Annotated in this window: 20 protein-coding genes, 2 tRNA genes and 1 pseudogene; 18 read left to right on the forward strand and 5 right to left on the reverse strand. The window is 70.3% G+C overall.

Annotated features, from left to right (window positions below):
- Positions 1-45: 45 nt before the first annotated feature.
- From proB to QFZ67_RS26470, 5 genes are all read left to right on the forward strand, one after another.
- Positions 46-1,173, forward strand: a complete 1,128-nt coding sequence (gene proB / locus QFZ67_RS26450; protein ID WP_307663561.1) for a glutamate 5-kinase — start codon at positions 46-48, stop codon at positions 1,171-1,173.
- A 132-nt stretch (positions 1,174-1,305) separates the two neighbouring features.
- Positions 1,306-1,830: a hypothetical protein gene (locus tag QFZ67_RS26455; protein WP_307663562.1), complete on the forward strand. Its 525-nt coding sequence runs from the start codon at positions 1,306-1,308 to the stop codon at positions 1,828-1,830.
- Between the two features lie 123 nt (positions 1,831-1,953).
- Complete coding sequence (locus QFZ67_RS26460) at positions 1,954-3,237, forward strand: glutamate-5-semialdehyde dehydrogenase (RefSeq protein WP_307663563.1); 1,284 nt, start codon at positions 1,954-1,956, stop codon at positions 3,235-3,237.
- Between the two features lie 90 nt (positions 3,238-3,327).
- Positions 3,328-3,945, forward strand: a complete 618-nt coding sequence (locus QFZ67_RS26465) for a hypothetical protein (RefSeq protein WP_307663564.1) — start codon at positions 3,328-3,330, stop codon at positions 3,943-3,945.
- Positions 3,946-4,196: 251 nt separating this feature from the next.
- Complete coding sequence (locus QFZ67_RS26470) at positions 4,197-5,261, forward strand: hypothetical protein (protein WP_307663565.1); 1,065 nt, start codon at positions 4,197-4,199, stop codon at positions 5,259-5,261.
- Positions 5,262-5,277: 16 nt separating this feature from the next.
- On the opposite strand, the gene QFZ67_RS26475 is transcribed toward QFZ67_RS26470, so the two are convergent.
- Positions 5,278-6,420, reverse strand: a complete 1,143-nt coding sequence (locus QFZ67_RS26475) for a M48 family metallopeptidase (protein WP_307663566.1) — start codon at positions 6,418-6,420, stop codon at positions 5,278-5,280.
- A 120-nt stretch (positions 6,421-6,540) separates the two neighbouring features.
- Between QFZ67_RS26475 and QFZ67_RS26480 the strand changes: the two genes are divergently transcribed.
- The 7 genes from QFZ67_RS26480 (at position 6,541) to QFZ67_RS26510 (ending at position 10,757) form a co-directional block, all read left to right on the forward strand.
- Positions 6,541-6,705, forward strand: coding sequence for a hypothetical protein (locus QFZ67_RS26480; protein ID WP_307663567.1), 165 nt, complete (start codon positions 6,541-6,543; stop codon positions 6,703-6,705).
- A 103-nt stretch (positions 6,706-6,808) separates the two neighbouring features.
- Positions 6,809-6,970, forward strand: coding sequence for a hypothetical protein (locus QFZ67_RS26485; protein ID WP_307663568.1), 162 nt, complete (start codon positions 6,809-6,811; stop codon positions 6,968-6,970).
- 38 nt (positions 6,971-7,008) lie between these two features.
- Positions 7,009-7,638 (forward strand): nicotinate-nucleotide adenylyltransferase, encoded by a 630-nt coding sequence (nadD, locus tag QFZ67_RS26490; protein WP_307663569.1) that lies wholly within the window; start codon positions 7,009-7,011, stop codon positions 7,636-7,638.
- A 19-nt stretch (positions 7,639-7,657) separates the two neighbouring features.
- A complete protein-coding gene (locus QFZ67_RS26495) occupies positions 7,658-9,370 on the forward strand; it encodes an LCP family protein (RefSeq protein WP_307663570.1) in 1,713 nt (570 codons plus the stop codon).
- A gap of 109 nt (positions 9,371-9,479) precedes the next feature.
- Positions 9,480-9,911, forward strand: a complete 432-nt coding sequence (gene rsfS, locus QFZ67_RS26500) for a ribosome silencing factor (RefSeq protein WP_307665974.1) — start codon at positions 9,480-9,482, stop codon at positions 9,909-9,911.
- The gene (locus QFZ67_RS26505) at positions 9,908-10,579 is read left to right on the forward strand and encodes a histidine phosphatase family protein (protein ID WP_307665975.1); all 672 of its coding nucleotides are present in this window, start codon (positions 9,908-9,910) and stop codon (positions 10,577-10,579) included. The genes rsfS and QFZ67_RS26505 overlap by 4 nt, the downstream gene beginning before the upstream one ends.
- A 105-nt stretch (positions 10,580-10,684) precedes the next feature.
- Positions 10,685-10,757, forward strand: a tRNA-Ala gene (locus tag QFZ67_RS26510).
- Between the two features lie 52 nt (positions 10,758-10,809).
- Here QFZ67_RS26510 and QFZ67_RS26515 read toward each other — a convergent pair.
- Positions 10,810-11,685 carry a helix-turn-helix transcriptional regulator gene (locus QFZ67_RS26515; RefSeq protein WP_307663571.1) on the reverse strand — a complete coding sequence of 292 codons (876 nt, stop codon included), beginning with the start codon at positions 11,683-11,685 and terminating at the stop codon, positions 10,810-10,812.
- A gap of 94 nt (positions 11,686-11,779) precedes the next feature.
- Between QFZ67_RS26515 and QFZ67_RS26520 the strand changes: the two genes are divergently transcribed.
- Positions 11,780-13,240 carry an MFS transporter gene (locus tag QFZ67_RS26520; protein ID WP_307663572.1) on the forward strand — a complete coding sequence of 487 codons (1,461 nt, stop codon included), beginning with the start codon at positions 11,780-11,782 and terminating at the stop codon, positions 13,238-13,240.
- Between the two features lie 238 nt (positions 13,241-13,478).
- Positions 13,479-13,712, forward strand: a complete 234-nt coding sequence (locus tag QFZ67_RS26525) for a hypothetical protein (protein WP_307665976.1) — start codon at positions 13,479-13,481, stop codon at positions 13,710-13,712.
- Here the strand turns inward: QFZ67_RS26525 and QFZ67_RS26530 are convergent.
- Positions 13,636-14,859 (reverse strand): annotated as a pseudogene (locus QFZ67_RS26530) (glycosyltransferase 87 family protein); the annotation flags it as partial. The gene QFZ67_RS26525 and the pseudogene QFZ67_RS26530 sit on opposite strands and share 77 nt — an antisense overlap.
- A gap of 123 nt (positions 14,860-14,982) precedes the next feature.
- Between QFZ67_RS26530 and QFZ67_RS26535 the strand changes: the two are divergent.
- Positions 14,983-15,055 (forward strand) — tRNA-Ala (locus tag QFZ67_RS26535).
- Positions 15,056-15,141: 86 nt separating this feature from the next.
- On the opposite strand, the gene QFZ67_RS26540 is transcribed toward QFZ67_RS26535, so the two are convergent.
- Together QFZ67_RS26540 and QFZ67_RS26545 are read right to left on the reverse strand one after the other, a co-directional pair.
- A complete protein-coding gene (locus QFZ67_RS26540) occupies positions 15,142-16,728 on the reverse strand; it encodes an NADH-quinone oxidoreductase subunit NuoF family protein (protein WP_307663573.1) in 1,587 nt (528 codons plus the stop codon).
- Positions 16,725-18,164, reverse strand: a complete 1,440-nt coding sequence (locus QFZ67_RS26545) for a hypothetical protein (protein WP_307663574.1) — start codon at positions 18,162-18,164, stop codon at positions 16,725-16,727. Before QFZ67_RS26545 ends, QFZ67_RS26540 begins: the two co-directional genes overlap by 4 nt.
- Before the next feature lie 530 nt (positions 18,165-18,694).
- Between QFZ67_RS26545 and leuS the strand changes: the two genes are divergently transcribed.
- The 3 genes from leuS (at position 18,695) to QFZ67_RS26560 (ending at position 23,571) form a co-directional block, all read left to right on the forward strand.
- A complete protein-coding gene (gene leuS, locus QFZ67_RS26550) occupies positions 18,695-21,589 on the forward strand; it encodes a leucine--tRNA ligase (RefSeq protein ID WP_307663575.1) in 2,895 nt (964 codons plus the stop codon).
- A gap of 116 nt (positions 21,590-21,705) precedes the next feature.
- A complete protein-coding gene (locus QFZ67_RS26555) occupies positions 21,706-22,515 on the forward strand; it encodes a hypothetical protein (protein WP_307663576.1) in 810 nt (269 codons plus the stop codon).
- 210 nt (positions 22,516-22,725) lie between these two features.
- Positions 22,726-23,571 carry a DegV family protein gene (locus tag QFZ67_RS26560; RefSeq protein ID WP_307663577.1) on the forward strand — a complete coding sequence of 282 codons (846 nt, stop codon included), beginning with the start codon at positions 22,726-22,728 and terminating at the stop codon, positions 23,569-23,571.
- The last annotated feature ends 43 nt before the right edge of the window (positions 23,572-23,614 follow it).

Consider the following 23,614-nt stretch of genomic DNA (forward strand, 5'->3'; position numbering starts at 1 on the left):
AAATGGCCGAGCGCCCACCGCGCGCCCTGACATAGATTCGGCTCTGTGACAGTCGCAAGACAGCAGGTAACGCAAGCCCGCAGGATCGTCGTCAAGGTCGGCTCGTCCTCCCTGACCACCGCGGCCGGCGGACTCGACGCCGACCGCGTCGACGCCCTCGTCGACGTGCTCGCCAAGGTCCGCAGCGGCGGCGAGAAGGAGATAGTGCTGGTCTCCTCCGGGGCCATCGCCGCGGGCCTCGCGCCACTGGGCCTGGCCCGCCGCCCCAAGGACCTGGCCCGCCAGCAGGCCGCAGCCAGCGTCGGCCAGGGCCTCCTCGTCGCCCGCTACACCGCCTCCTTCGCGCGCTACGGCGTACGTGTCGGCCAGGTGCTCCTCACCACCGACGACACCAGCCGCCGCGCCCACTACCGCAACGCCTACCGGACGCTGGACCAGCTGCTCGACATGGGCGCCGTCCCCGTCGTCAACGAGAACGACACGGTGGCCACGGACGAGATCCGGTTCGGCGACAACGACCGTCTCGCCGCCCTCGTCGCCCATCTCGTACGGGCCGATCTGCTGGTTCTCCTCTCCGACGTCGACGGCCTCTACGACGGGGACCCTGCCAAGCCCGGCGCCTCCCGGATCGACGAGGTACGCGGCCCAGCCGACATCGCCCACGTACAGATCGGCAGCGCGGGCAAGGCCGGCGTCGGCACCGGCGGCATGGTCACCAAGGTCGAGGCGGCCAGGATCGCGGCCGCCGCCGGCGTCCCCGTCGTCCTCACCTCCGCCGTCCGGGCCGCCGACGCCCTCGCGGGCCGCGCCACCGGCACGTACTTCCACAGCACAGGGCGCCGCTCCGCCGACCGGCTCCTCTGGCTCGCCCACGCCTCCACCCCGCAAGGCTCTCTGACCCTGGACGACGGCGCGGTACGGGCCGTGGTGCACGGCAGGAAGTCGCTCCTGCCAGCCGGGATCGCCGGGGTCGAGGGCGAATTCAGCGCGGGGGACCCGGTCGAACTGCGCGACACCGAGGGCCACGCCGTGGCCCGCGGGCTCGTCAACTTCGACGCCAAGGAGATCCCGCAGCTCCTCGGCCGCTCCACCCGGGAACTCGCCCAGGAACTAGGCCCGGAGTACGAGCGGGAGGTCGTACACAGGGACGATCTGGTCGTCTTGCACCCCTGAAACGGCTGAAAGTCCAGTCTTCTCGCAGAGACCTTCACCAAAAGCGCCCCACGCTACGTCCGGGACTGGTCAACTTTGTTGCGGAGGAATGGCGGGGTACAGCAACACGACACACGCAACAGGAGGCCGCCGGTGCGACGAGCGCGCCCAGGGGATGTGCCCCGCGGGACGGGGGGCATCTCCCACGGCCGCAGGGCCGTGGGCGAGGAACGAGCTCTGACCAGCGTCGGAGCGGGAGTGGACTTCGACGACGGCCAGGCGGGTCACGGCACGGACACGGCCAGGGAGACGGATACCCGCGGCGAAGAGCGTGTGCAGTCGAAGCTGTGGCACATCACTCTCAGCGTCTCCGGCGCCGAAGCCCCGCTGAAGGAGGTCCGGCGCGGTCTGGAGCAGCTCGCGCACGACCACCCCTTCCTGCTGACCAGCCGGTACGCCAACGACCACGCGGAGATCCGCTACTGGGAGGAGGCGCGGGACCTGCACGACGCCGCTGCGGTCGCGCTGCGGCTGTGGGGCGAGCACCGCTCCAGCGCCCAGCTGCCGCCGTGGGAGATCGTGGGCTTGGAGGTCATCGACCGCCAGACGTACCACCAGCGCATCGCGGAGGGCTACGGCCCGCCGCCGGCCGCCCCGGTGGGCGTACACCCCTTCTGAGCCCTTGTGCTGGACCGCTCCCGCCCCTTCCGTCTGAACTCCTCCCGCCCCTTCCGTCTCACTTCCGTCTCGTAGTGCGGGATACGTGATGGACGCCCGCAGGGAGGCCATTACCCTGCGGGTATGACCTCGCTCTCGCCGTACGACAACCTCTCCCCGGTCGCCAAGGCCGCCTACCGGGCCCGTGGCGCCGCCGCCGACCTCGCGCCGCTGCCGCGGTCGGCGAAGGACGACGCGCTGCTGGCGATCGCGGACGCGCTCGAGGTCCGTACGAGCGAGATCGTCGCGGCCAACGCCGAGGACATTGCGCGCGCCCGGGAGGCCGGCACCAGCGAGTCGATCATCGACCGGCTCACGTTGACCCCGGAGCGGGTGCGGGCCATCGCCGCCGACGTCCGGGACGTGGCCGCGCTGCCCGATCCGGTCGGTGAGGTGGTGCGCGGCTCGACCCTGCCCAACGGCATCGACCTGCGCCAGGTCCGCGTCCCCCTCGGAGTCGTCGGGATCATCTACGAAGCCCGGCCGAACGTCACCGTGGACGCCGCCGCGCTCTGTCTGAAGTCCGGCAACGCGGTGCTGCTGCGCGGCTCCTCCTCTGCGTACTCCTCCAACTCCGCGCTGGTGAAGGTCCTGCGGGACGCGGTCGGCGGCTCCGGCCTGCCCGCCGACGCGGTGCAGCTCGTACCCGGTGAAAGCCGCGATTCCGTACGGGAGTTGATGCGCGCCCGCGGCCTGGTGGACGTCCTGATCCCGCGCGGCGGCGCGTCCCTGATCCGTACGGTCGTCGAGGAGTCCATCGTCCCGGTCATCGAGACCGGCACCGGCAACTGCCATGTCTACGTGGACGCCCAGACCGATCTCGACATGGCCGTCGACATCCTGATCAACTCCAAGGCGCAGCGGCCGAGCGTCTGCAACGCAGCCGAGACGCTCCTGGTCCACCAGGACATCGCGGCCGAATTCCTGCCGCGCGCGCTGGACGCGCTGGCCGAGGCCGGGGTGAAGGTGCACGGCGACGAGCGGGTGCTGGAGTACGCCGACGCCACCAAGGCCGCGATCGTGGCAGCCACGGCCGAGGACTGGGAGACGGAGTACCTCTCGTACGACATCGCCGCCGCGGTCGTCGACTCCCTGGACGCGGCCGTCGCGCACATCCGGCTCTGGTCCTCCGGGCACACAGAGGCGATCGTCACCACCTCGCAGGCGGCGGCCCGCCGGTTCACCCAGTTGGTCGATTCCACGACGGTCGCCGTGAACGCGTCCACGCGTTTCACGGACGGCGGCCAGTTCGGATTCGGCGCCGAGATCGGAATCTCCACGCAGAAGCTGCACGCGCGCGGCCCGATGGGTCTGCCGGAGCTGACCTCGACGAAGTACATCGTGACAGGGGACGGTCACACTCGGTGATCGTCAAGGGGGCTGTGCGGGGCGTCACTCGGGCAGGGAGAGTTCACGCTCTCTCTGCCCAAACCGACTGGCCCGGTCTACTCTGAAGGCGTGCCGGACGACGTGGGGGGCAAGCCGTTTCCGGACGGCTGGGAGCCCGACGACGACCGCGGGGGCGCGGACGAGGACTTCGCCTCCGTGGTGTTCGACGAGGACTTCGTACGGGCCGCCGAGATCCATGAGCCGACCGCCGTCGAGCGGCTGCTGGCTGCCGCCCAGGCCCGCGCCGAGGCCGAGGCCGCACGTGGCAGACGCCGCGGCGGGGTGCCCGACGGGGAGCTCTACGACGAGGGATACGGCCCCGGCGGGGGATACGGCCGGGAACGGTCGTACGACGACGATGACGACGGCACGGATCCCGACGACGAGTACTCCGGGCCCTACGGCCGGCACGGCGGCGCCCTGCGCCCCTACCGCGGCAGCGCCCGCTGGCACCGGCCGGTGGCCTGGATCCTCGCCCTGCTGATGGGCATCGGGATGGTCGCCCTCGCCTTCACGGCCGTCTACCGCGGGGCCGCGGGCAACCGCCAGGACCGGGTCCCGCCGCCCGCCACCACCGGCGTCGACGCCACACCCACAGCCGGCTCTGCCACGGCCCGGGTGGGCGGGCCCTCGGCCTCCGCGGAGTACTCCGCGCCGCCGGTTTCGGCGGACCCCCGCACCCCCTGAGCAGGCTCTGTACGCCCCCTTGTGCGCCCCCCTGTACGCCGGGTCTGCAATCCCATCGGACGACCGCTCCAGGGCCCTGGCGCGACTGCTCCACGGAGCTTTGAGCGACCGCTCCACGGGCCCTTGGACGACCGCTCCACGGGCCCTTGGACGACTGCTCCACGGGCCCTTGGATGGCCACGTAAGAACTCGTCGGAGTTTGTCGCGCACCAGCGCGTTTACCGCAGCCCCGCCAGACCTACCCTGAAAGTATGGCTGGGCGCGGAGACCCGCCTGAGGGGACACCCGAGGGACTCCCCGGCGGTGGTGAGGACGAGTACCGATCCGTCGTCTTCGACGAATCGTTCGTGCGGGCTGCCCGGCTTCAGGAGTTCTCGGCGCAGGAGCGGATGGGCGAGCACGCGCGAGCCGTGCGCAGCCTCCCCGCCTGGGGTGGCAGAAGGGGTTCCAAACAGTTCCTGGTGCTCATCCTGCTGGTCGCGATGGCCTTCGGAACGGCCATATACCTGGGCATCCGGCATCCGTACCAGGCACCGGCCGTCAAGCACGCCGAGCCGCTGCGGATCACGGTGATCCCGCTGGCTCCGCAGGGCCCGGTCCCGGGCGGCACACCCGCCGACCTGTATGCGCACAGCCCCGCCGCGCAATTCCGTATCGGAGCCTCGGGAATCAATCTGCCCGCCGCCCAGCGCACCAAGAACTTCTCCGAGGGCCAGGTGATGACGGCCCTGACCACCGCGAAGGACTACCTCGTGCAGTCCTCCCTCAACCCCGATGTCCTCACGGGCGGTGCGGTGCGGCCGGTGCGGGTGCTGCTCGACCCCGACCAACTGGAGCAGTTCGACCGGAGCATGGCCACCCCGGCCGCCGACGGCCGCCATGCCGCCACCGGCTGGCTGGTGCGCTACGACGCGGCGAAAGTGGCGCTGGCTGACCCTCAGGTGCGGGTGCAGGGAACGCTGCGCGTAGCCGAGGCGGGGCCCGACGCCCTGGAGGTGACGTCGGACCACACCTTCGCCTATGCACTGCGGCCGGTCGGCGCGAGCGGGCCGGCCTCGCTGTTCACCGTCCGCCGTGAGCTGCACTTCCGCTTCGACCGGGACGATCTGAACCAGCACCGCGCGGAGTTGCTGGTCAGCTATGTCCAGGCCGGCCCGCAGGCCTGCTCCGCGGACGCGTCCGGCACACTGCGTCCGCTGCTCGCCGGCGAGCGGGCGACCGCGGGCGGCCCGGCGGGCACCGACCCGTATGCGACGGGCCAGGCCACAGCGGCGCTCTGCGGCTCGCTTGCGCCCGGAGCTCAGCCCTCGCCCTGACCGCGGTCGCCGCCTCTCAGCTCTCTCCCTGGCCGCCGCCGCTCCCGCTGCCGTTCTCGCTCGCCGGACCGCTGCCGTTGCCGTTGCCGTTGCTGTTGCCCTTGCTCCCGCCGGAGCTTCCGCCGCTTCCGCTGCCGCCCGCGCCGGTGAACTTGTCCCGGAGCTTGCCGCCCAGGTCGCCCGCGCCGCCGGCTATGTCGCCGACCAGCTTCATCAGCGGATCCTTGCTGGTGCGCACCGTGTCGGCGTAGTGCGCGGCAGACTCGCGGAAGGAGTCGGACACCGAGGTGTCCTTGTCCTCCGTGCGCCGCGGGTAGTGACCGTCCATGATCCGCTGGTGGTCGCGGCTCTCGGCCCACTTCTTCAGCTCGGCGGCGCGCACCGTGGTGAACGGGTGCGAGCGGGGCAGCACATTGAGGATCTTCAGCACGGAGTCGCGCAGATCGCCGCCCGCCTCATACTCCTCGGCCTGCTTCAGGAACGCGTCGACGTTCATCTCGTGGAGGTGGTTGCCACCGGCGATCTTCATCAGGCCGCGCATCGAGGCCTGCAGGTCCTGGCCGACCAGCAGCCCGGCGCGGTCCGCCGAGAGTTCCGACTTGCGGAACCACTCGCGCAGCGCCGTGACGATCGCCATGATCGCGACATTGCCGAGCGGGATCCACGCGATCTTCAGCGCGAGATTGGTGAGGAAGAGCAGGATCGTGCGGTAGACGGAGTGGCCGGAGAGCGCATGGCCCACCTCGTGCCCGACGACCGCCCGCATCTCCTCCTCGTCGAGCAGCTCCACCAGCCCGGTGGTGACCACGATGATCGGCTCGTCCAGGCCGATGCACATGGCGTTGGGCCGCGGGTCCTGCGTGACGTACATCGACGGGACCTTCTCCAGGTCCAGGATGTAGCAGGCGTCCCGCAGCATGCTGTTCAGATGCGCGAACTGGGCGTCGCTCACCCGCACCGAATCGGAGAGGAAGAGCAGCCGCAGGCTGCGCTCCGGCAGCAGTCCGCTCAGCGCCTTGAAAACGGTGTCGAAGCCGCTGAGCTTGCGCAGGGCGACCAGCGCCGAGCGGTCAGCGGGATGTTCGTACGCCCGTGAAGAGATGCCCGGGAAGCGCTTGCGCTGCCTGCTCGGCACGCTCTCGTGACTGCTTTCGGTCATTCAAGCCCCCTGTTGGCCCCTGTTGGTGCGAATAACGGCTCGTCCCCCTGACGGACCCCAGCGTAGGTGCTGGAGCTACGGTGTGGCGGGGGCTGTGGATAACTCAGGAGTACACCCGACATGCCGGACACCGCCGCACTGTTCGCCGCCGCATCCGAGCAGCAGGGACTGGGCAATACGCTGCGCATCCTGCTGATCGCGTCGATCGCCGGAGCGGCCCTGCTCGCCTGGTTCCTGCTGCGCGGCTACCGCGGAAACGGCGCCGACGACCAGGACAACGACTGAGTCGGCGTGAGCGTGCCCGGACCTCCCGCATACGATGTCCGCGAAGTCTCTCCGCCCGTCCGATTCCCGAGTTCCGACTCCCGATCGATAGGTCCTGCTGAAGATGAGCCTCGCCAGCACCGCCGCCAACCTGGTCACTCTCGCCGAAGGCGCCGAGCACGGTGGCAACCACGAAAGCCTCAACCCCTACCTCACCGGCGGCGGCGCGCTGTTCGTGCTGCTTCTGATGCTGTGGATCACCACCCGCTTCAACCGCGACCGCTGAGTCGGGGCTGTGCCGCCGTGCCAGTAGGCTCTGCACGCATGGGAGAGCAGGAAGTGCCTACCGGTTCGGGTTCCGGTGCCGGCAAGCGCCGAATCGGCGTGATGGGCGGGACGTTCGACCCGATCCACCACGGACACCTGGTGGCCGCCAGCGAGGTGGCCGCCCTGTTCCACCTCGACGAGGTGGTGTTCGTACCGACCGGGCAGCCGTGGCAGAAGAGCCACAAAGCGGTGTCTCCGGCCGAGGACCGCTATCTGATGACGGTCATCGCCACGGCGTCCAATCCGCAGTTCTCGGTGAGTCGCATCGACATCGACCGCGGCGGGCCGACCTACACGATCGATACGCTGCGGGACTTGCGCTCCCTCAACAAGAACGCGGATCTTTTCTTCATCACCGGAGCCGACGCGCTCTCCCAGATCCTCGGCTGGCGCGACGCCGAAGAGCTGTTCTCGCTCGCACACTTCATCGGTGTGACCCGGCCGGGTCACGACCTGACGGACGACGGGTTGCCGGAGGGCGGGGTCTCCCTGGTGGAGGTTCCGGCGCTGGCGATCTCGTCGACCGACTGCCGGGCGAGGGTCGCGGAAGGTGATCCGGTCTGGTACCTGGTGCCGGATGGTGTGGTGCGCTACATCGACAAGCGCCAGTTGTACCGCGGCGAGTGAGCCACGGAGAGGGGCACCGGTGAACGACCAGCAGAACCCGTACGACCCGTACTACCAGCAGCCGCAGATCATCGGCTACGACGAGTACGGGCAGCCGGTCTATCAGAAGGCCCAGCCGTACGACCCCTACGCGCAGCAGCAGCCGCAGCACTCTCAGCAACCGCAGCAGTCACGGCAGCCCCAGCAGCCGCAGGGTCAGGATCAGGGCTACGGATACGACCCGTACGCCCAGCCTCAGCAGTACGACCCGTATGGCCAGCAGCAGGCCCAGCAGCCGCAGGGCCAGGGTTACGGCTACGAGGGCTACGGCTACGACACCGGCCAGCAGCCCGCCGCCGTCGACACCACCCAGCAGTGGAGCATCCCGCAGCAGCACCCGGCCCCGGCCGAGCCGCCCGCGCAGGCGCCCGAGGCCGCGCGGGCACCCGAGCAGGGGCAGGCCGCCGTGCCCGGGCAGCGCCGGCCCGCGCCCGACCGTGACTACCGCACCGAGCAGTTCTCCTTCATAGAGGAGCCCGACGAGGACTCCGAAGACGTCATCGACTGGCTGAAGTTCACCGAGAGCCGCTCCGAGCGGCGCGAGGAGGCCAAGCGCCGCGGCCGCAACCGCATCGTCGCGCTCGTCGTCGTCCTCGCGCTGGCCCTCGTGGGCGGCGTCGGCTACCTCTGGTACGCGGGCAAGCTGCCCGGCCTGTCGGACACCGGAAGGAAGAACAGCACGGCGGCCGGACCGCAGAAGCGGGACGTGATCGTGGTGCATCTGCACAACACCAAGAAGAAGGGCACCTCCACGGCCCTCCTCGTGGACAACGTAACCACCAAGCAGGGCACCACCGTCCTGCTCCCCAACTCCCTCTCCGTCGCCAACGACGACGGCACCGCCACCACCCTCGGCAAGTCGGTCGAGGACGACGGCTCGACGGGCACCCGGGAGGCCGTCGGCACCCTCCTCGGCGCCGAGATCACCGGCACCTGGCGGCTCGACACCCCGTATCTGGAGAACCTCGTCGAGCTGGTCGGAACCATCGACCTGACCACCGACACCGACGTGCCCGGCGCCAAGAAGGGCGAGGCGCCGCTGGTGAAGAAGGGCGAGAACCAGACGCTGAACGGCCGCGCCGCCGTCGCGTACGCCACCTACCTCGGCCCCGGCGAGGCCGAGGCGAAGCAGCTGCAGCGCTTCGGGCAGGTCATGCAGGGCGTCCTGAAGAAGTTCCCGGACGACCCGAAGACTGCGACCGTCACCGTGGAGACACTGGCGCAGATCCTCGACCCGTCGCTGCGCGAGAGCGATCTGGGCGCCTCGCTCGCCAAGCTTGCCGAGCACGCCAAGGGCGGCGACTACAAGACGGCACTGCTGCCGGTCCAGCAGGACGGCACGCTCACCGCGCAGGCCGCCGACAGCGTCGTCAAGGACGTCCTGGGCGGCAAGGTCACCGCGCCGGACAAGGACGCGGCCGTCCGTGTCGGGATCAAGAACGCCACCGGGAAGGCCAGTGCCACGGAGGAGGCCCGGATCGACCTGGTCAACGGCGGCTACTCGGTGCTCGACGGCGGCAAGGCGGACACCGCGTCGACCTCGCGGGTCACCTACGCGGACGAGGCGCAGAAGGCGAAGGCGGCGGAGGTCGCCAAGACCCTGGGCCTGCCGGCAAGCGCGGTCAAGAAGGGCGATCCTGCCGCCAACGCAGACGTCTCCGTCGTCCTCGGCAAGGACTACAAGACTGAGTGATCAAGACTTCATGATCGGGGCCCTGATCAGGGGCGAATAAACACGGCAAGGGCTGTCGGTGGTCCGTGAGACCCTTGAGGGGTACCTGACCGACGACGAAAGCCTGCTTGTGACCGCCACGGATCGCTCCATCGAGCTCGTCAATGCCGCCGCCCAGGCGGCAGCCGACCGGCTCGCGCACGACATCATCGCCTACGACGTCAGCGACGTGCTGTCGATCACCGACGCCTTCCTGCTCGCCTCCGCGCCCAACGACCGCCAGGTCAAGTCGATCGTCGACGAGATCGAGGAGCGGTTGAACAAGGAGCTCGGCGCCAAGCCGGTGCGCCGCGAGGGCGACCGCGACGCCCGCTGGATCCTGCTCGACTACGTCGACATCGTCGTGCACGTCCAGCACAGCGAGGAGCGTGTCTTCTACGCCCTGGAGCGGCTGTGGAAGGACTGCCCGGAGCTGCCTCTCCCCGAGGACGCTCTGAAGACCCGCGGCAGGGCCGAGGAGCACGCACGGCTCGCCGGCGACCCGGACGGTGAGCTGAGCTGAACGGCGGCGACAACAGCAAGCGCAGTGGCACCGGCAGAGGGCGCCGCGTCGTCCTGTGGCGGCACGGCCAGACGTCGTGGAACCTGGAGCGCCGCTTCCAGGGCTCCACGGACATAGAGCTGACCGAGACCGGCGCCTCCCAGGCGCGCCGGTCCGCCCGGCTGCTCGCCTCCCTCAGGCCCGACGCGATCGTCGCCTCCGACCTCAAGCGAGCGGCGGCCACGGCGGGCGAGCTGGCCGGGGTCACCGGGCTCGACATCTCCTACGACGCCGCCCTGCGCGAGACGTATGCGGGCGCCTGGCAGGGCCTGACCCACGACGAGATCGTCGCTCGGTACGGCGAGCAGTACGCCGCATGGAAGCGCGGCGAGCCCGTGCGTCGCGGCGGCGGCGAGCTGGAGACCGAGGTCGCCGACCGGGCCGCTCCCGTCGTGCTGCACCACGCCGAGAAACTGCCCGACGACGGCACGCTGGTCGTGGTCAGCCACGGCGGCACGATCCGTACCACCATCGGCCGGCTGCTCGGCCTGGAGGCCCACCACTGGGAGAGCCTCGGCGGGCTCTCCAACTGCTGCTGGTCGGTGCTCGGCGAGGGCGCGCGCGGCTGGCGTCTGCTCGAGCACAACGCCGGCACCCTTCCGGAACCGGTCCTCGGCGACGACGACTGACCCCGCCCGGGCCCGGCCCTCGGCCTCGCACCCCCGGATTTCACTTTCCGGCAGGTCGCAGGCTAAAGTTCTTCTTGTTCGCAGCACCGAGCGCGAAGAACACGCGGGGCTATAGCTCAGTTGGTAGAGCGCCTGCATGGCATGCAGGAGGTCAGGAGTTCAATTCTCCTTAGCTCCACAAGTTCCACAATCCGGGTCCCGTCCTCGATCAGAGGGCGGGATTTCGCGTTTCAGTCGCGCAGTTCGCGCAGCTTCTCGATCCGTATGAGGCTCTCCTCGTCGTTCGGGGTATAGGCGACGATCCGGCACTCCGGCATTCCGTTGATCGACAGCGATACGGACGTCATCCGCACCTCGCCGATGGCCTTGTGCCGGAACGTCTTCACTCTCGGGCCCGGCGGGAGGACGTTCCCGCTTTCCCACAGTTCGGTGAAGTAGCCGCTGGCGGCCGTCAGCCGGTGGATGAACGACTCCCAGGCCGGCTCGCCCACATGCCGTCCGTACGCACCGCGTAGCTGCGCCACCATCAGCGGCAGCTCCGACTCCCGGAAAACCAGCGGGCAGTCCGGCTCGGCAACGGTGAACAGCGTCCACAGCGCATTGCGTATACCGAGGTGCTCCGGGCGGGGCGCGAACAGGTCGCGGTATGCGGCGTTGGTCGCCAGGATGTCGTACCGCGCGTTGTAGACCGCGGCGGGGCGCGGGTCGAGCGCGTCGATGAGGCCCTGGATATCCGGGCCCACGCTCTGCGCGTCCTCCTGCCGGTCCGGTGCGTACGGCACCCCCGCCAGGTGGTAGAGATGCTCGCGCTCCGGCCGGTCGAGCCGGAGCGTGCGTGCCACGGCGTCCAGGACCTGCGCCGACGCGTTGATCGGGCGGCCCTGCTCCAGCCAGGTGTACCAGGTCACGCCGACGCCGGAGAGCTGGGCGACCTCCTCTCGGCGCAGCCCGGGTGTACGCCGCCGGAGCCCCGGCGGCATGCCCACATCGGCGGGCGTCACCCTCGCCCGCCGGCTGCGCAAGGAGGCGGCCAGCTCGGGTCTGCGGCGGTGGCTCGCAGCGCCCGCGGTGTTCGTCGTCGCCGTCATCGTGGTCACATCCCCCATGGTCGAGGCACCGGCCCGTCCTTGCCAGGTGCTGTCAGTACCAGCATCAGCGGGCTCTCGTTACCCGTACCGGAACGGCGTCAGGCTCGCCACCATGACGACGACCTCTCCGGAAAGTCCACTTCTCAGTAAAGACCCGGGCACTGACAACCGGCCACGCCTGTTGCTCGCGATCGTGCTCGCCGCGCAGTTCATGGCGCTCCTCGACACCTTCATCGTCAATGTCGCCGCCCCCACCATCCGTACCGAACTCGACGCGTCCGGCGCGGGTTTGCAGCTGGTCATCGCCGGTTACACGATCTCGTACGCCGTCCTGCTGGTCACCGGCGCCAGGCTCGGCGATCTGGTGGGGCACCGACGGGCCTATCTGGGCGGGCTGTTGCTCTTCACCGCCGCATCGCTCGCCTGCGGACTCGCCGCTGGCACCGGCCAGTTGATCGCGTTCCGGCTGGTCCAGGGCGCGGGTGCGGCACTGATGATCCCCCAGGTGCTCAGCCTGATCCAGCGGAACTTCACCGGCGAGGGGCGGGTGCGCGCGCTCGGTGCGTACTCCGCGGTCCTCGCGACCGGAGCCGCCGCCGGGCAGGTCGTCGGCGGTGTCCTGGTCAGCGCGGACCTCTTCGGCGCGAGCTGGCGGCCGGTCTTCCTGGTGAACGTGCCGATCGGCCTCGCGCTGCTGGTGCTGGGCGCGCGGGTGCTCCCCAAGGACCGTCGCGGTGAGCCCGAGCGCGCCCGAGGCCTCGACCTGCCCGGTCTGGTGCTGCTCGCCGCCGCCGTGTCGCTGTTCACCGTGCCGCTGGTGCTCGGGCAGGAAAAGGACTGGCCGGCCTGGTCCTGGCTCTCGCTCGGGGCCTCCGCGGTGCTCTTCGGCTGCTTCCTGGCGTACGAGTCGAAGCTGGCCGGGCGCGGGGGCGCCCCGCTCATCGCGCCGCGCGTGCTGCGCATCGCGGGCATGGGCCGGGCCGTGCTGCGGATCATCCTGGTGATGGCGGTGAACGCGGGCTTCCTCTTCGCGCTCACCCTGCATGTCCAGGGTGGTCTCGGCCACAGCGCGCTCCGCGCGGGGCTGATGTTCGCGCCGACCGCGCTGATCTTCGGAGCGGTCGGGCTGACCTGGCGGCGCTGGCCCGCGAGCCTGCATAAGGCCCTGGTCCCGGGCGGGTTCACGCTGACGGCGCTCTCGTGCGTCGCGGTCGGCGCGGTGCTGCGAGACGGCGGCGACGGCGGGCTGTGGCTGTATCTCGCCTTTATGGGCGTCGGCGCCGGTCTGGCGCTCGCCTTCAGCCCCACCCTCACGGGAGCGCTCGCGACCGTACGGCAGGAGGACGCGGCGGACGCGAGTGGCCTGCTGGTGACCGTCACTCAGCTCGGACAGCTGATGGGCGTCGCCGCATTCGGCACACTCTTCCTGAATCGGCAGACAGTACCCGGGGTACTGGAGTCCGCCGACGCGCTGTGGGTGTGCGCCCTCGCGCTGGCAGCCGCGTCGATCTTGGGTGCGATGGCCGGTCTCCTCAACGAAGGAATGGCGATGGCCACACGTAAACGCCGCTGACCCTCTTGCGTGGCCATGGCAGAATCGGACGGCCGGAGGGGACACCGGCCAGAACGGGAGGGAGAGCACGATGTCCGCCAGCAGCAGCGAGGAGGCCGATGACCTGCTTGCCACTGCGGAGGCACGCGCTCGTCTCAGTTGCCCGTCCTGCGGATCGGGGCATGTCGCCCAAGTCCTCGGCGACAATGGTGGAGTTTCCTACGTGTGCACGGCCTGCGGCCATAGCTGGAGCTGAATGATGGGTGCACACAGGCGTAAATGCGACTGGTGCGGCGGTGGTACGCCCATCGTTCGGGACATGGACCCGATCAATCCCGAGTACCAGTACTGGTGCGAGGAGTGCGCGCGGGCGCTGATCATAAAGGGCGACCCCATCGAGACGTACAGAGAGCTCGAAGGGGAGCCGATCTACGGGCGGCTCCTGGACGAGCACTGCACTCTGAAACGGTTCTATTCATTCGCCACAGCGTGACCAGGACGGTCGCGGCCGTCAGCGAATAGAGGGCCGAAAGGACCATCTGGCCGCTGTTCTGGGCGAGTTCGAGCCGTCCCGGCCCGTGCGGCACCCACCACAGGGCGTACGAACAGAACACCAGCCCCGCCGCTGCCGCCCGCCCCCTGCTGCCGCGCGCCGCCAAGAGCAGCACCATGGGCACGCACCACACCCAGTGGTGCGACCAGGAGACCGGGCTGATCAGCAGTGCCGTCGCCGCGCAGGCCACGACCGCGCAGGCCCGGTCGCCGCGCAGCGCCGCACCCACGGACACGGCGAGACCGGCCACAGCCACGAGAGCGGCCGCCACGACCCACCACGGCCCCGGATCGGGAGTGTGGAGCAGCCGGGCGAGGACCCCGCGCAGCGACTGGTTTGCGGTGTCCTCGGCGTGGCCGACCCGGCCGGCCGCGAAGACCATCCGGGTCCAGTAACGCTGGGAGTCGTACGGCAGGACAGCGGCGGCCGCGAACGTCGTGCCGAGGAAGACCGCGGCTGCTGTCGCCGCCTGCCGCAGCCACGGGTTCCAGCCCTCGCGCCGGGCCCGTACAAGGCCGGCGATCAGCAAGAAGAGCGCGAAGAGCGCGGGCGTCAGCTTCACGGCGGCCGCGCACCCGATGCCCGCGCCCGCCCACCTGTGCCCCTCGCGGCGGGTGATGTCCCACAGCACGGCGACCGCGAGCAGCAGATTGATCTGGCCGTAGCGGAGCGTCGTCCACACCGGTTCGCACCACACGGCGGCCGCGGCCACCCAGAGCGTCGCCGAGCGCCTGTCCATGTGCGGGTGCGTCAGCCGCAGCGACATATCGACGAAGGCGACGAGCAGGAGCAGGTTCCCGGCAGTGGCCAGAGCACGCATCTCGGGGACGCCGAGCAGGGTGAGCGGCGTGAACAGCAGGGCGGCGAACGGCGGGTACGTCGTCAGGAGGTTCGCCTTGGTGGTGCGCATCGCGTAGAGGTCCGCTCCGGCGCGTACGGTCTCACCCTCCGCCCGGTAGACCATCAGGTCGATCATGGAGACGTCGGCGGCGCGCTGCGCCATCCAGAAGGCCGTGAAGGAGAGCACACAGACCGAGGCGGCGGCAAGGGTGGGACGTCGGGCACTGGACAGTGCGATCACGGTCACGAAGATGGACGTTACCGGCCCAGTCCGTACAGACCGGAAACGATTTGGTGATGCACCGGAGGGAGCGTTAATGTTGTCGACGTCGCCGCGAGGGAGACCTTCGATCAAGGCGGCACATCGCAAGGGGCTATAGCTCAGTTGGTAGAGCGCCTGCATGGCATGCAGGAGGTCAGGAGTTCAATTCTCCTTAGCTCCACAGAAGCACCAGACACAAGGAAGCGGGCCATCCGGATCGGATGGCCCGCTTCCTTGTGTGCCCCTGGGGTGTGTCCCAGGGGGCCGTCAACTGCGGCCGCTGCCAAGCGCCTTGCGGTTGCTCGACGGCAGGGCGGGGCGGGTGGTCGGCGACGGGGCAGGTCCCTGCTCGATACGGAGCGCCAGTGCAGGACACCGGCGTACGGCCCGCTGTGCGCGCCCCCGCAGATGCATCGGAACCGAGGCGTCAGCGAGTGCCGGATAGCCGTCGGGACCGAGCCGGATGAGCTCGGGGACGATGTCCGCGCAGAGCCCGTGGCCCTGGCAGAGCGTCCAGTCCACGGCCAGCTTCTCGCCGCTCGGAATCGACTCCTCGGCATCCTGGTAGCCGGGTCCGGGAAGCGGCAGCACGCCGGTCGTCTCGCGCCCGCAGCCGCCGTCGAGCACATGGGCGGCGAGGTCGTCCGTGAAGGCGGACAGGGTCGAGGCGAAGAAGCGCGCCGAGCCGTCGGGGTGCTTGCACGCGCCGCGGCCCTTGACGGCCTGCGTCACCTCGCGCAGCGCCTCCAGGGCGGCGGGGCCGCCGCCGTTCATGACGTCGGACAGGCCGCCGGCCGCGGCGGGCAGGCCCAGCTTGCAGGGGCCGCACTGGCCGGCGGTCTCGGCGGCGAGCCAGTTGGCCACCCGCAGCGCCTCGCCCAGCGGGCAGGTCTCGGGGCCGATCGGGAGGATCGCGCCCGCGCCGAGGGAGCCGCCCACGGCTGCCAGCGATTCGCGCGAGACGTTGGCCTCGTGGACTGCGACCGAGTCGATCCAGTTGCCGTGGTAGCCGCCGGTGAGCACGCCCTGGGGGAGCGGCGGGGCGCCCGCCAGTTGCAGTACGTACCGCAGCGGGACGCCTGTGGGGACCTCGACGACCATGGGGCGCGCGACCGCCCCGGAGATCGTCAGCATGACCGTGCCCGGCTCGGTGTCCAGGCCGGTGTTGCCGTAGCGGCGCGCGCCGATACGGGCGCCGATGGCGAGCTGTGCGTACGTCTCGGCGTTGGACAGCAGGGTCGGGGCGCCGCCGACGCCGGTGTCGGAAGCGCGCTCGCGGCGGCCGGGCGGCAGCGCGGGGCCGCCGTTCACGGCACGGATGACAGCGGAGGCCTCGCCGGAGACCATGCGCTCCGGCGTACGGATCACCCGCGCGCGCAGCTGCTGCCCGCGCCGGTCCGACAGGCCGCGCTCGGCCAGCGCGGCGCGCATGGAGATCTCCGTGGAGTTGCGGGTGACCGCGACCACCAGGGTGCGCGCACCGAGCGCCTCCGCGGCGAGCAGGGCGCCGTCCAGGATCAGATGGGGGGAGCGGTTGAGCAGCACGGTGTCCTTGCGGCAGGCGGGCTCGCCCTCACTGCCGTTGACCACGACGACGGGCCGCACCCCGCGTCGTATCGCGGACTTCGCTACGGCGCGCAGTTTCTGCCCGAAGGGGAAGCCTGCGCCGCCGCGGCCGCGCAGGGATATGTCGTCGGCGAGCTGGGCGAGCAGCTCGCCTGTCACGGGCTGGAGAGGGCCGTGCACCTTGAGATGCATCGGGAGGTCCAGGCGCTCGACAAGGTCGAACCCCTGCGTCAGCTGGGGAAGGCCGACGACACGAACCTCGGGGACATCAGGGAGGGGGGTGTTCACGGTCGGTCTCCTGCGGGCGTGTGCCAGGGCTCTCCGGCCGGGGGCGGAAAGAGGGGTCCGGGCATGGTCGCCGTGTCGTCGTACGTGTCGGCGGTGCCGGTGGTGTACGGGGAGGAAGGTGCTTCGTACGGGGGAGCGGGGTCGTAGGAGGCGGGAGCGGGAGGCGGCTCGTAGGCCGCCGGAGGGGGCTCGTACGCCAGAGGGGCCTCGTAGTCCGCAGGGGCCTCGTATGCGGGAGGGGGCTCGTACGCGGGAGGGGGCTCATACGCGGGAGGAGCGGGCGTTTCGAGCGGCTCGGGCCGGAAGGCCTGCGCGGGCGGCGGCGGTGACGGGGTCGGCCACAGGCCCTGCCGGGGACCCGACTCCGAGACGACGGGGATCTCCTCGGTCATCGGTATGCGCTCGGCCAGCGGGGCCGTCTGGTCGCCGGCCAGGGAGACCGCGCGGTACGCGGCGGAGATCCCGGTGCCGGGCCCGACGCCACTGCCGACGGTCGGCTCGGCCTCCGGGAGCGGCGGGACCTCGTAGAGATTGGGCGAGGGCGGCGCGAGCCGCCGGGGCTGCGAGCGCGGCCGGCCGAGGGAAGACTGGCGCTGGAAGTCCTGCTCGTACGGGCGCTGGGAGGGAATGCCGTTCATGCCGTTGAGGCCGGCCGGTCCCGTCACTCCGGCCGCGCCGGGGAGCGGGGACGTGGTCGGATCGCGCAGTAGCTGCTCGTCCGCCGCAGACCGGTCGTCGCCCGAGCCGGTCAGCGACATGATCTTGGCGGCGATTCGCCGCTGCACCGGCCGCGGCATCAACCGCAGCGACACGGCGGCGGCGACGCCTGTGAGTGCCAGGCAGTACATCGTCACGACCCAGGTCGCGGCGGGCCGGCCGGTGAACAGGCCGTGCACCAGCGCGGAGCACCAGGCCGGGTAGGCCAGCATGTGCAGCTGCCGCCAGCGGCCCGCTACCCGGATGTTGCCGGCCAGGGCGCTGCGCAGCGCGCCGGTCGTGGCGGCGATCACCATGAGGAAGCCGGCCAGCGAACCGAAGCCGATCAGGCCGGACGTACCGGTGACGCCGAGTCCGAACGGGACCAGGGCGCCGATCGCTTCCACGTGGCCCAGCGACACCTTCACGGTGGCGTGCAGCAGCAGGAAGCCGAGCGAGGCGACCGCGGTGGCCCGGTGGATGCCCTGGGCAAGGAGGCGGTGGCGCGTGGAGAGAAGCAGCCGGTCGGTGGCGATCAGGCCCCACGCCACGGAGGCGGTGAGGGACACCAGGGACAGCACCCCGGTGGTGAAGTCGAGCGCGGTGCGAAAGTTGTCGCTCCCGCCGACGGCGAGCAGGGGTAGGAGCACGAACGCCGCGACGGACAAGCCGCCTTGCACCGGGCGGCTTAGCCCGGTACTCGGCGCTGGCGACGAACGGCTCTTGCGATGAGGGTTCATGGGGCGACTCCGAATGGTGCGGGAAAGGCGGTCCCGTTGACGCATGCTAGGTCCACCCATACCGGGCAGTACGAGGTTTGAGCGTTTAGAGAGCGGAACCACAGCCAACTGACTCTGGGGTTGCCCTGGATAGGGTCGATACGCGGGGTAACCCCGGCGGCCGGAGGCATCCGGAAGCGCGATTCGGGGGGCGCGCGGAGGCGTGCGGCGGGCGCTCGGGGGGCGTGCCGAGGAGCGGCGCGCGCGTTTCGAAGCGGACGCGTGGCGGCGGCCGGGGGCGCTGGGGGTGGCTGCCCAGACCTCACAAGAGTCCTTCGGGGGCCCTTCGAGATTGGTCTCATGCACCCGGTTCCCTCGCTGCGGTACCCTGACGCCATGCGTGCCGTACGCCTTCTGCTTAGCGAGCCGCGCTGATCAGTCCCGACGGATGAAAGATCCGGTTGGAATCGGCGCGGCGTCCCCTCCTGTGCGAGGGGTTTTTTCGTTTTGGAATCCGCTGGCAGAGACGAATCGATGGAGCTTCAAGGATCATGAGCGAGACCAATCCCGCTGCTGCTGAGGTAACTGCAGCGCACCGCTACACGGCTGCCATGGCCGCCGACATCGAGGCACGCTGGCAGGACTTCTGGGACGCCGAGGGTACGTACGAGGCGCCGAACCCGTCGGGGTCCCCTCGCTCGAGCGAAGCCGAGAGTGGGGGAGGTGACCTGGCCGGGGATCCCGCACAGGTCGCCAAGCCCAAGAAGTTCGTCATGGACATGTTCCCCTACCCCTCGGGTTCGGGTCTGCACGTCGGGCACCCCCTGGGCTATATCGCCACCGACGTCTTCGCCCGCCACCAGCGCATGACCGGACACAACGTCCTGCACACCCTGGGCTTCGACGCCTTCGGCCTGCCTGCCGAGCAGCACGCCGTACAGACCGGCGAGCACCCTCGGGTCACCACCGAGGCGGCCATGAACAACATGAAGTCCCAGCTGCGCCGGCTGGGCCTGGGCCACGACAAGCGCCGGTCCTTCGCGACGATCGACCCGGACTACTACAAGTGGACCCAGTGGATCTTCCTGCAGATCTTCAACTCCTGGTACGACGAGGACGCGAAGAAGGCCCGTCCGATCGACGAGCTGGTGGCTCAGTTCGAGAGCGGCGAGCGTGCGGTGCCGGGCTCCACGCGCGCGTGGAGCGAGCTGAGCGCCTCGGAGCGCGCCAATGTGCTGGGCGAGTACCGGCTGGCGTACGCCTCCGACGCGCCCGTCAACTGGTGCCCGGGCCTGGGCACCGTACTGGCCAATGAGGAAGTCACCGCTGACGGACGCTCCGAGCGCGGCAACTTCCCCGTCTTCAAGGCCAAGCTGCGCCAGTGGAACATGCGCATCACCGCCTACGCCGACCGGCTGCTGGACGACCTGGACGCGCTGGACTGGCCCGAGGCGATCAAGCTGCAGCAGCGCAACTGGATCGGCCGCAGCGAGGGCGCACGCGTCCACTTCTCGGTCGACGGCCACGACGACGCACAGATCACGGTCTTCACCACCCGCCCCGACACGCTGTTCGGCTCCACCTACATGGTGCTGGCACCCGAACACGGCCTGATCGACTCCATCGTCCCGGCCGAGTGGCCGCAGGGCACCAAGGCGGCATGGACCGGCGGCGCCGCCACTCCGGCCGAGGCGGTCTCCGAGTACCGCAAGCAGGCCCAGACGAAGAGCGATGTCGAGCGGCAGACCGAACACAAGGACAAGACCGGTGTGTTCACCGGCGCCTACGCCCTGAACCCGGTCACCGGCGAACGGATCCCGGTCTTCGTCGCCGACTACGTACTGATGGGCTACGGCACCGGCGCCATCATGGCCGTACCCGGCCAGGACGAGCGCGACTGGGAGTTCGCCGAGGCCTTCGGCCTGCCCATCATCCGTACCGTCCAGCCGCCGGACGGCTGGGAGGGCGAGGCCTTCACCGGACAGGGCCCGGCGATCAACTCGTCGAACGACGAGATCTCGCTGGACGGCCTGGACGTCGCCGAGGCCAAGTCGAAGATCACCGAGTGGCTGACCGCCCGCGGAATCGGCGAGGGGACGGTCAACTTCCGGCTGCGCGACTGGCTGTTCAGCCGGCAGCGCTACTGGGGCGAGCCCTTCCCGATCGTCTACGACGAGGACGGCATCGCGCACGCGCTGCCCGAGTCGATGCTGCCGCTGGAACTGCCGGAGGTCGACGACTACTCGCCACGTACGTTTGACCCGGACGACGCGGACACCCAGCCCGAGACGCCTCTGTCGCGCAACGAGGACTGGGTCAATGTCGAGCTGGACCTGGGCGACGGCGTCAAGCGCTACCGCCGGGAGACCAACACCATGCCCAACTGGGCGGGTTCGTGCTGGTACGAGCTGCGCTACCTGGACCCGCACAACAGCGAGAAGCTGGTCGACCCGGAGATCGAGCAGTACTGGATGGGTCCGCGCGAGGGGCAGCCGCACGGCGGCGTCGACCTGTACGTCGGTGGTGCGGAGCACGCCGTACTGCACCTGCTGTATGCGCGGTTCTGGTCCAAGGTGCTGTTCGACCTGGGGCACATCTCCTCGGTCGAGCCGTTCCACAAGCTGTACAACCAGGGCATGATCCAGGCGTACGTCTACCGGGACAGCCGCGGCTTCCCGGTGTCGGCCGCCGATGTCGAGGAGCGGGACGGAAAGTTCTACTTCGAGGGCGAGCCCGTCAAGCGCGAGCTGGGCAAGATGGGCAAGTCCCTGAAGAACGCCGTCACTCCGGACGAGATCTGCGCCGAGTACGGCGCGGACACGCTGCGGCTGTACGAGATGGCCATGGGGCCCCTGGACGTGTCGCGGCCGTGGGACACCCGGGCTGTCGTCGGCCAGTACCGCCTGCTGCAGCGGCTGTGGCGCAATGTCGTCGACGAGGCGACCGGTGAGGTCACGGTCGTCGACACCGAGCCCGACGAGGCGACGCTGCGTGCGCTGCACAAGGCGATCGACGGCGCCGGACAGGACCTGGCGGCCCTGCGCTTCAACACCGCCATCGCCAAGATCACCGAGCTGAACAACCATCTGACGAAGGCGGGCGGCCCGCTGTCGCGCAGCGTGGCGGAGCGGCTGGTGCTGCTGATCGCCCCGCTGGCCCCGCACATCGCCGAGGAGCTGTGGCACAAGCTGGGCCACACCGGCTCGGTCGTGCACCAGGACTTCCCGGTCGCCGACCCGGCGTATGTCGTGGACGAGTCCGTGACCTGCGTCGTGCAGATCAAGGGCAAGGTCAAGGCGCGGCTGGAGGTCTCCCCGTCGATCTCGGACGAGGAGCTGGAGGCGCTGGCACTGGGTGACGCGGCGGTGGTAGCGGCGCTGGGCGGCGCCGGCATCCGCAAGGTGATCGTGCGGGCGCCGAAGCTGGTGAACATCGTCCCCGCGTAGCGCCCACGGGAGGGCAGGGGTTTCCCCTACGGGCAGGTTGGGGGTTCCGATGGAACCCTCGGCCTGCCCGTTCCGTTTACGGTGGAGGGACAACAGCCGACGCCGGAGGGGCGCTCATGGAAGCCGCGATTCTGATACTGACGCTGCTTTTCGTCGCCTTCGTGGCGTTGGGGGTGTATGTCAGCGTGAAGGTCATCGGCGCGGCCAAGCGCGGAGTGGAGCGCACGGTCACGCAGGCGCGCCGCACCGTCGAGGAGACGACACTGCGGGCGAAGAGCTATGGGCAGGGCGGTGTGGCCGGCGAGCTGGCGCAGCTGCGGCTGTCGCTGCGTACGTCGATGAGGGCGACGCAGGACGCGCTGCACGCGGGCGTCGCGGAGGACGCCTCGCTGTCCGAGTCGCTCGGACTGTTCCAGCGGCTGAGCGTGCACGGCCACGAGCTCGACGACGAACTGAAGCGGCTGGAGCGCGAGCCGGACCGGGCGACGGTGGCCTCGCTGCTTCCCGGGCTGCGCGAGCGTACGGAGCGGATCACGCACTCTGCCGAGTCTCTGAGGTGGGCGGCGCGGGACCGGGCGCGGAAGTTTGCGGAAGATGATCTGGACGCGCTGAGCACGCAGATCGACGTCGAGGCGGGGGCGTTGCGGCACTGGTCGGACGAGGAGACGCCGGACGGGGCTGCGGGGTCTCAGGCGGCTCAGGCTGCGCCGGCATCGTGGCCGGAGGCCGGGGCCGGTGACGGAGCGGTGCGCGAGCAGACGTGGCCGGAGGCGGTTGCGGGGGCGGGGGTTGAAGGTGGGCCTGAGGCCGGGGCTGGGCCTGTGGCGGGGGCCGGGGCTGAGCCGCAGGCGATCACGGCGCGCGATCCTCGGCAGCAGACGACGTACCCCTGGCAGAAGACCGCCCGTCCCGAGACCACGAATTGACCCACCGGCGGTCCGTCGAAGGTCCATTGGTGATCCATCGGCGGTTCCTCGGCGGTTCCTCGGCGGTTCCTCGGCGGTTCCTCGGCGGTTCCTCGGCGGTTCCTCGGCGGTGCCTGGGTGATCCCTGGGTGATCCGCCGGCCGGGGCGACGCGATCGTTGTCGAGGGGCCGGGCTGCCGTGCGGCGGCTCCTGCGGGTAACCTCCCGCTCATGTCCCGCCATGTCGCGATCGTCACTGATTCAACGGCCTACCTGCCGCCACCGACGATGGAGCGCCACGGCATCATCGCGGTGCCGCTGACCGTCGTACTTGGCGATCAGGCGCTCGAAGAGGGAACCGAGATCTCGGCCCGCTCGCTGGCGCTGGCATTGCAGAAGCGACGCCCGGTGACCACGTCCAGGCCGAGCCCCGAGGTGTTCGCAGAGGCGTACCGCGCGAGAGCGGAGGCCGGTGCGACCGGCATCGTCTCACTTCATCTGTCGAGCGAGTTCTCGGGGACGTACGACGCCGCGGTGCTGGCCGCCAAGGACGCGCCGGTGCCTGTGCGGGTGGTGGACACCGGGATGGTCGCGATGGCCCTGGGGTTCTGCGCGCTCGCGGCCGCGGAGACGGCTGAGGGCGGCGGCACGCTCGACGAGGCGGTAGCCGCCGCGGAGAAGCGGGCCGCGGGCACGTCCGCGTACTTCTACGTCGACACGTTGGACTACTTGCGCCGCGGCGGCCGGATAGGGGCCGCGCAGGCGCTGCTGGGTTCGGCGCTCGCGGTGAAGCCTCTGTTGCAGTTGGACGGTGGCCGGATCGAGATGCTGGAGAAGGTACGTACGGCATCGAAGGCGATCGCCCGGCTGGAGGAGATCGTCATCGACCGGGCGGGCACGAGCAGTGTGGACATCGCGGTGCACCATCTGGCCGCGCCCGAGCGGGCCGCGACGTTGGCGGAGCGGCTGCGGGAACGGGTTCCCGGGCTGGTCGATCTGCATGTCAGCGAGGTGGGCGCGGTGATCGGGGCGCATACGGGACCGGGGCTGTTGGGGGCTGTGGTCTCGCCCCGCTGAGGTGCTGGTGTGGGCGCGCCGAGCGGTCGCTGTCACCCTGGTG

This window comes from Streptomyces sp. V1I1 (genome assembly GCF_030817355.1).
Classification (GTDB): domain Bacteria; phylum Actinomycetota; class Actinomycetes; order Streptomycetales; family Streptomycetaceae; genus Streptomyces.

What these genes read in the sequence shown, in the direction of transcription:
- QFZ67_RS26460 (WP_307663563.1), top strand. Translation starts at nt 1,954, where the DNA reads ATGACCTCGCTCTCGCCGTACGACAACCTCTCCCCGGTCGCCAAGGCC.
- QFZ67_RS26470 (WP_307663565.1), top strand. Translation starts at nt 4,197, where the DNA reads ATGGCTGGGCGCGGAGACCCGCCTGAGGGGACACCCGAGGGACTCCCC.
- QFZ67_RS26475 (WP_307663566.1), bottom strand. Translation starts at nt 6,420, where the DNA reads ATGACCGAAAGCAGTCACGAGAGCGTGCCGAGCAGGCAGCGCAAGCGC.
- QFZ67_RS26480 (WP_307663567.1), top strand. Translation starts at nt 6,541, where the DNA reads ATGCCGGACACCGCCGCACTGTTCGCCGCCGCATCCGAGCAGCAGGGA.
- QFZ67_RS26485 (WP_307663568.1), top strand. Translation starts at nt 6,809, where the DNA reads ATGAGCCTCGCCAGCACCGCCGCCAACCTGGTCACTCTCGCCGAAGGC.
- nadD (WP_307663569.1), top strand. Translation starts at nt 7,009, where the DNA reads ATGGGAGAGCAGGAAGTGCCTACCGGTTCGGGTTCCGGTGCCGGCAAG.
- QFZ67_RS26515 (WP_307663571.1), bottom strand. Translation starts at nt 11,685, where the DNA reads ATGGGGGATGTGACCACGATGACGGCGACGACGAACACCGCGGGCGCT.
- QFZ67_RS26520 (WP_307663572.1), top strand. Translation starts at nt 11,780, where the DNA reads ATGACGACGACCTCTCCGGAAAGTCCACTTCTCAGTAAAGACCCGGGC.
- QFZ67_RS26525 (WP_307665976.1), top strand. Translation starts at nt 13,479, where the DNA reads ATGGGTGCACACAGGCGTAAATGCGACTGGTGCGGCGGTGGTACGCCC.
- QFZ67_RS26545 (WP_307663574.1), bottom strand. Translation starts at nt 18,164, where the DNA reads ATGAACCCTCATCGCAAGAGCCGTTCGTCGCCAGCGCCGAGTACCGGG.
- leuS (WP_307663575.1), top strand. Translation starts at nt 18,695, where the DNA reads ATGAGCGAGACCAATCCCGCTGCTGCTGAGGTAACTGCAGCGCACCGC.
- QFZ67_RS26555 (WP_307663576.1), top strand. Translation starts at nt 21,706, where the DNA reads ATGGAAGCCGCGATTCTGATACTGACGCTGCTTTTCGTCGCCTTCGTG.
- QFZ67_RS26560 (WP_307663577.1), top strand. Translation starts at nt 22,726, where the DNA reads ATGTCCCGCCATGTCGCGATCGTCACTGATTCAACGGCCTACCTGCCG.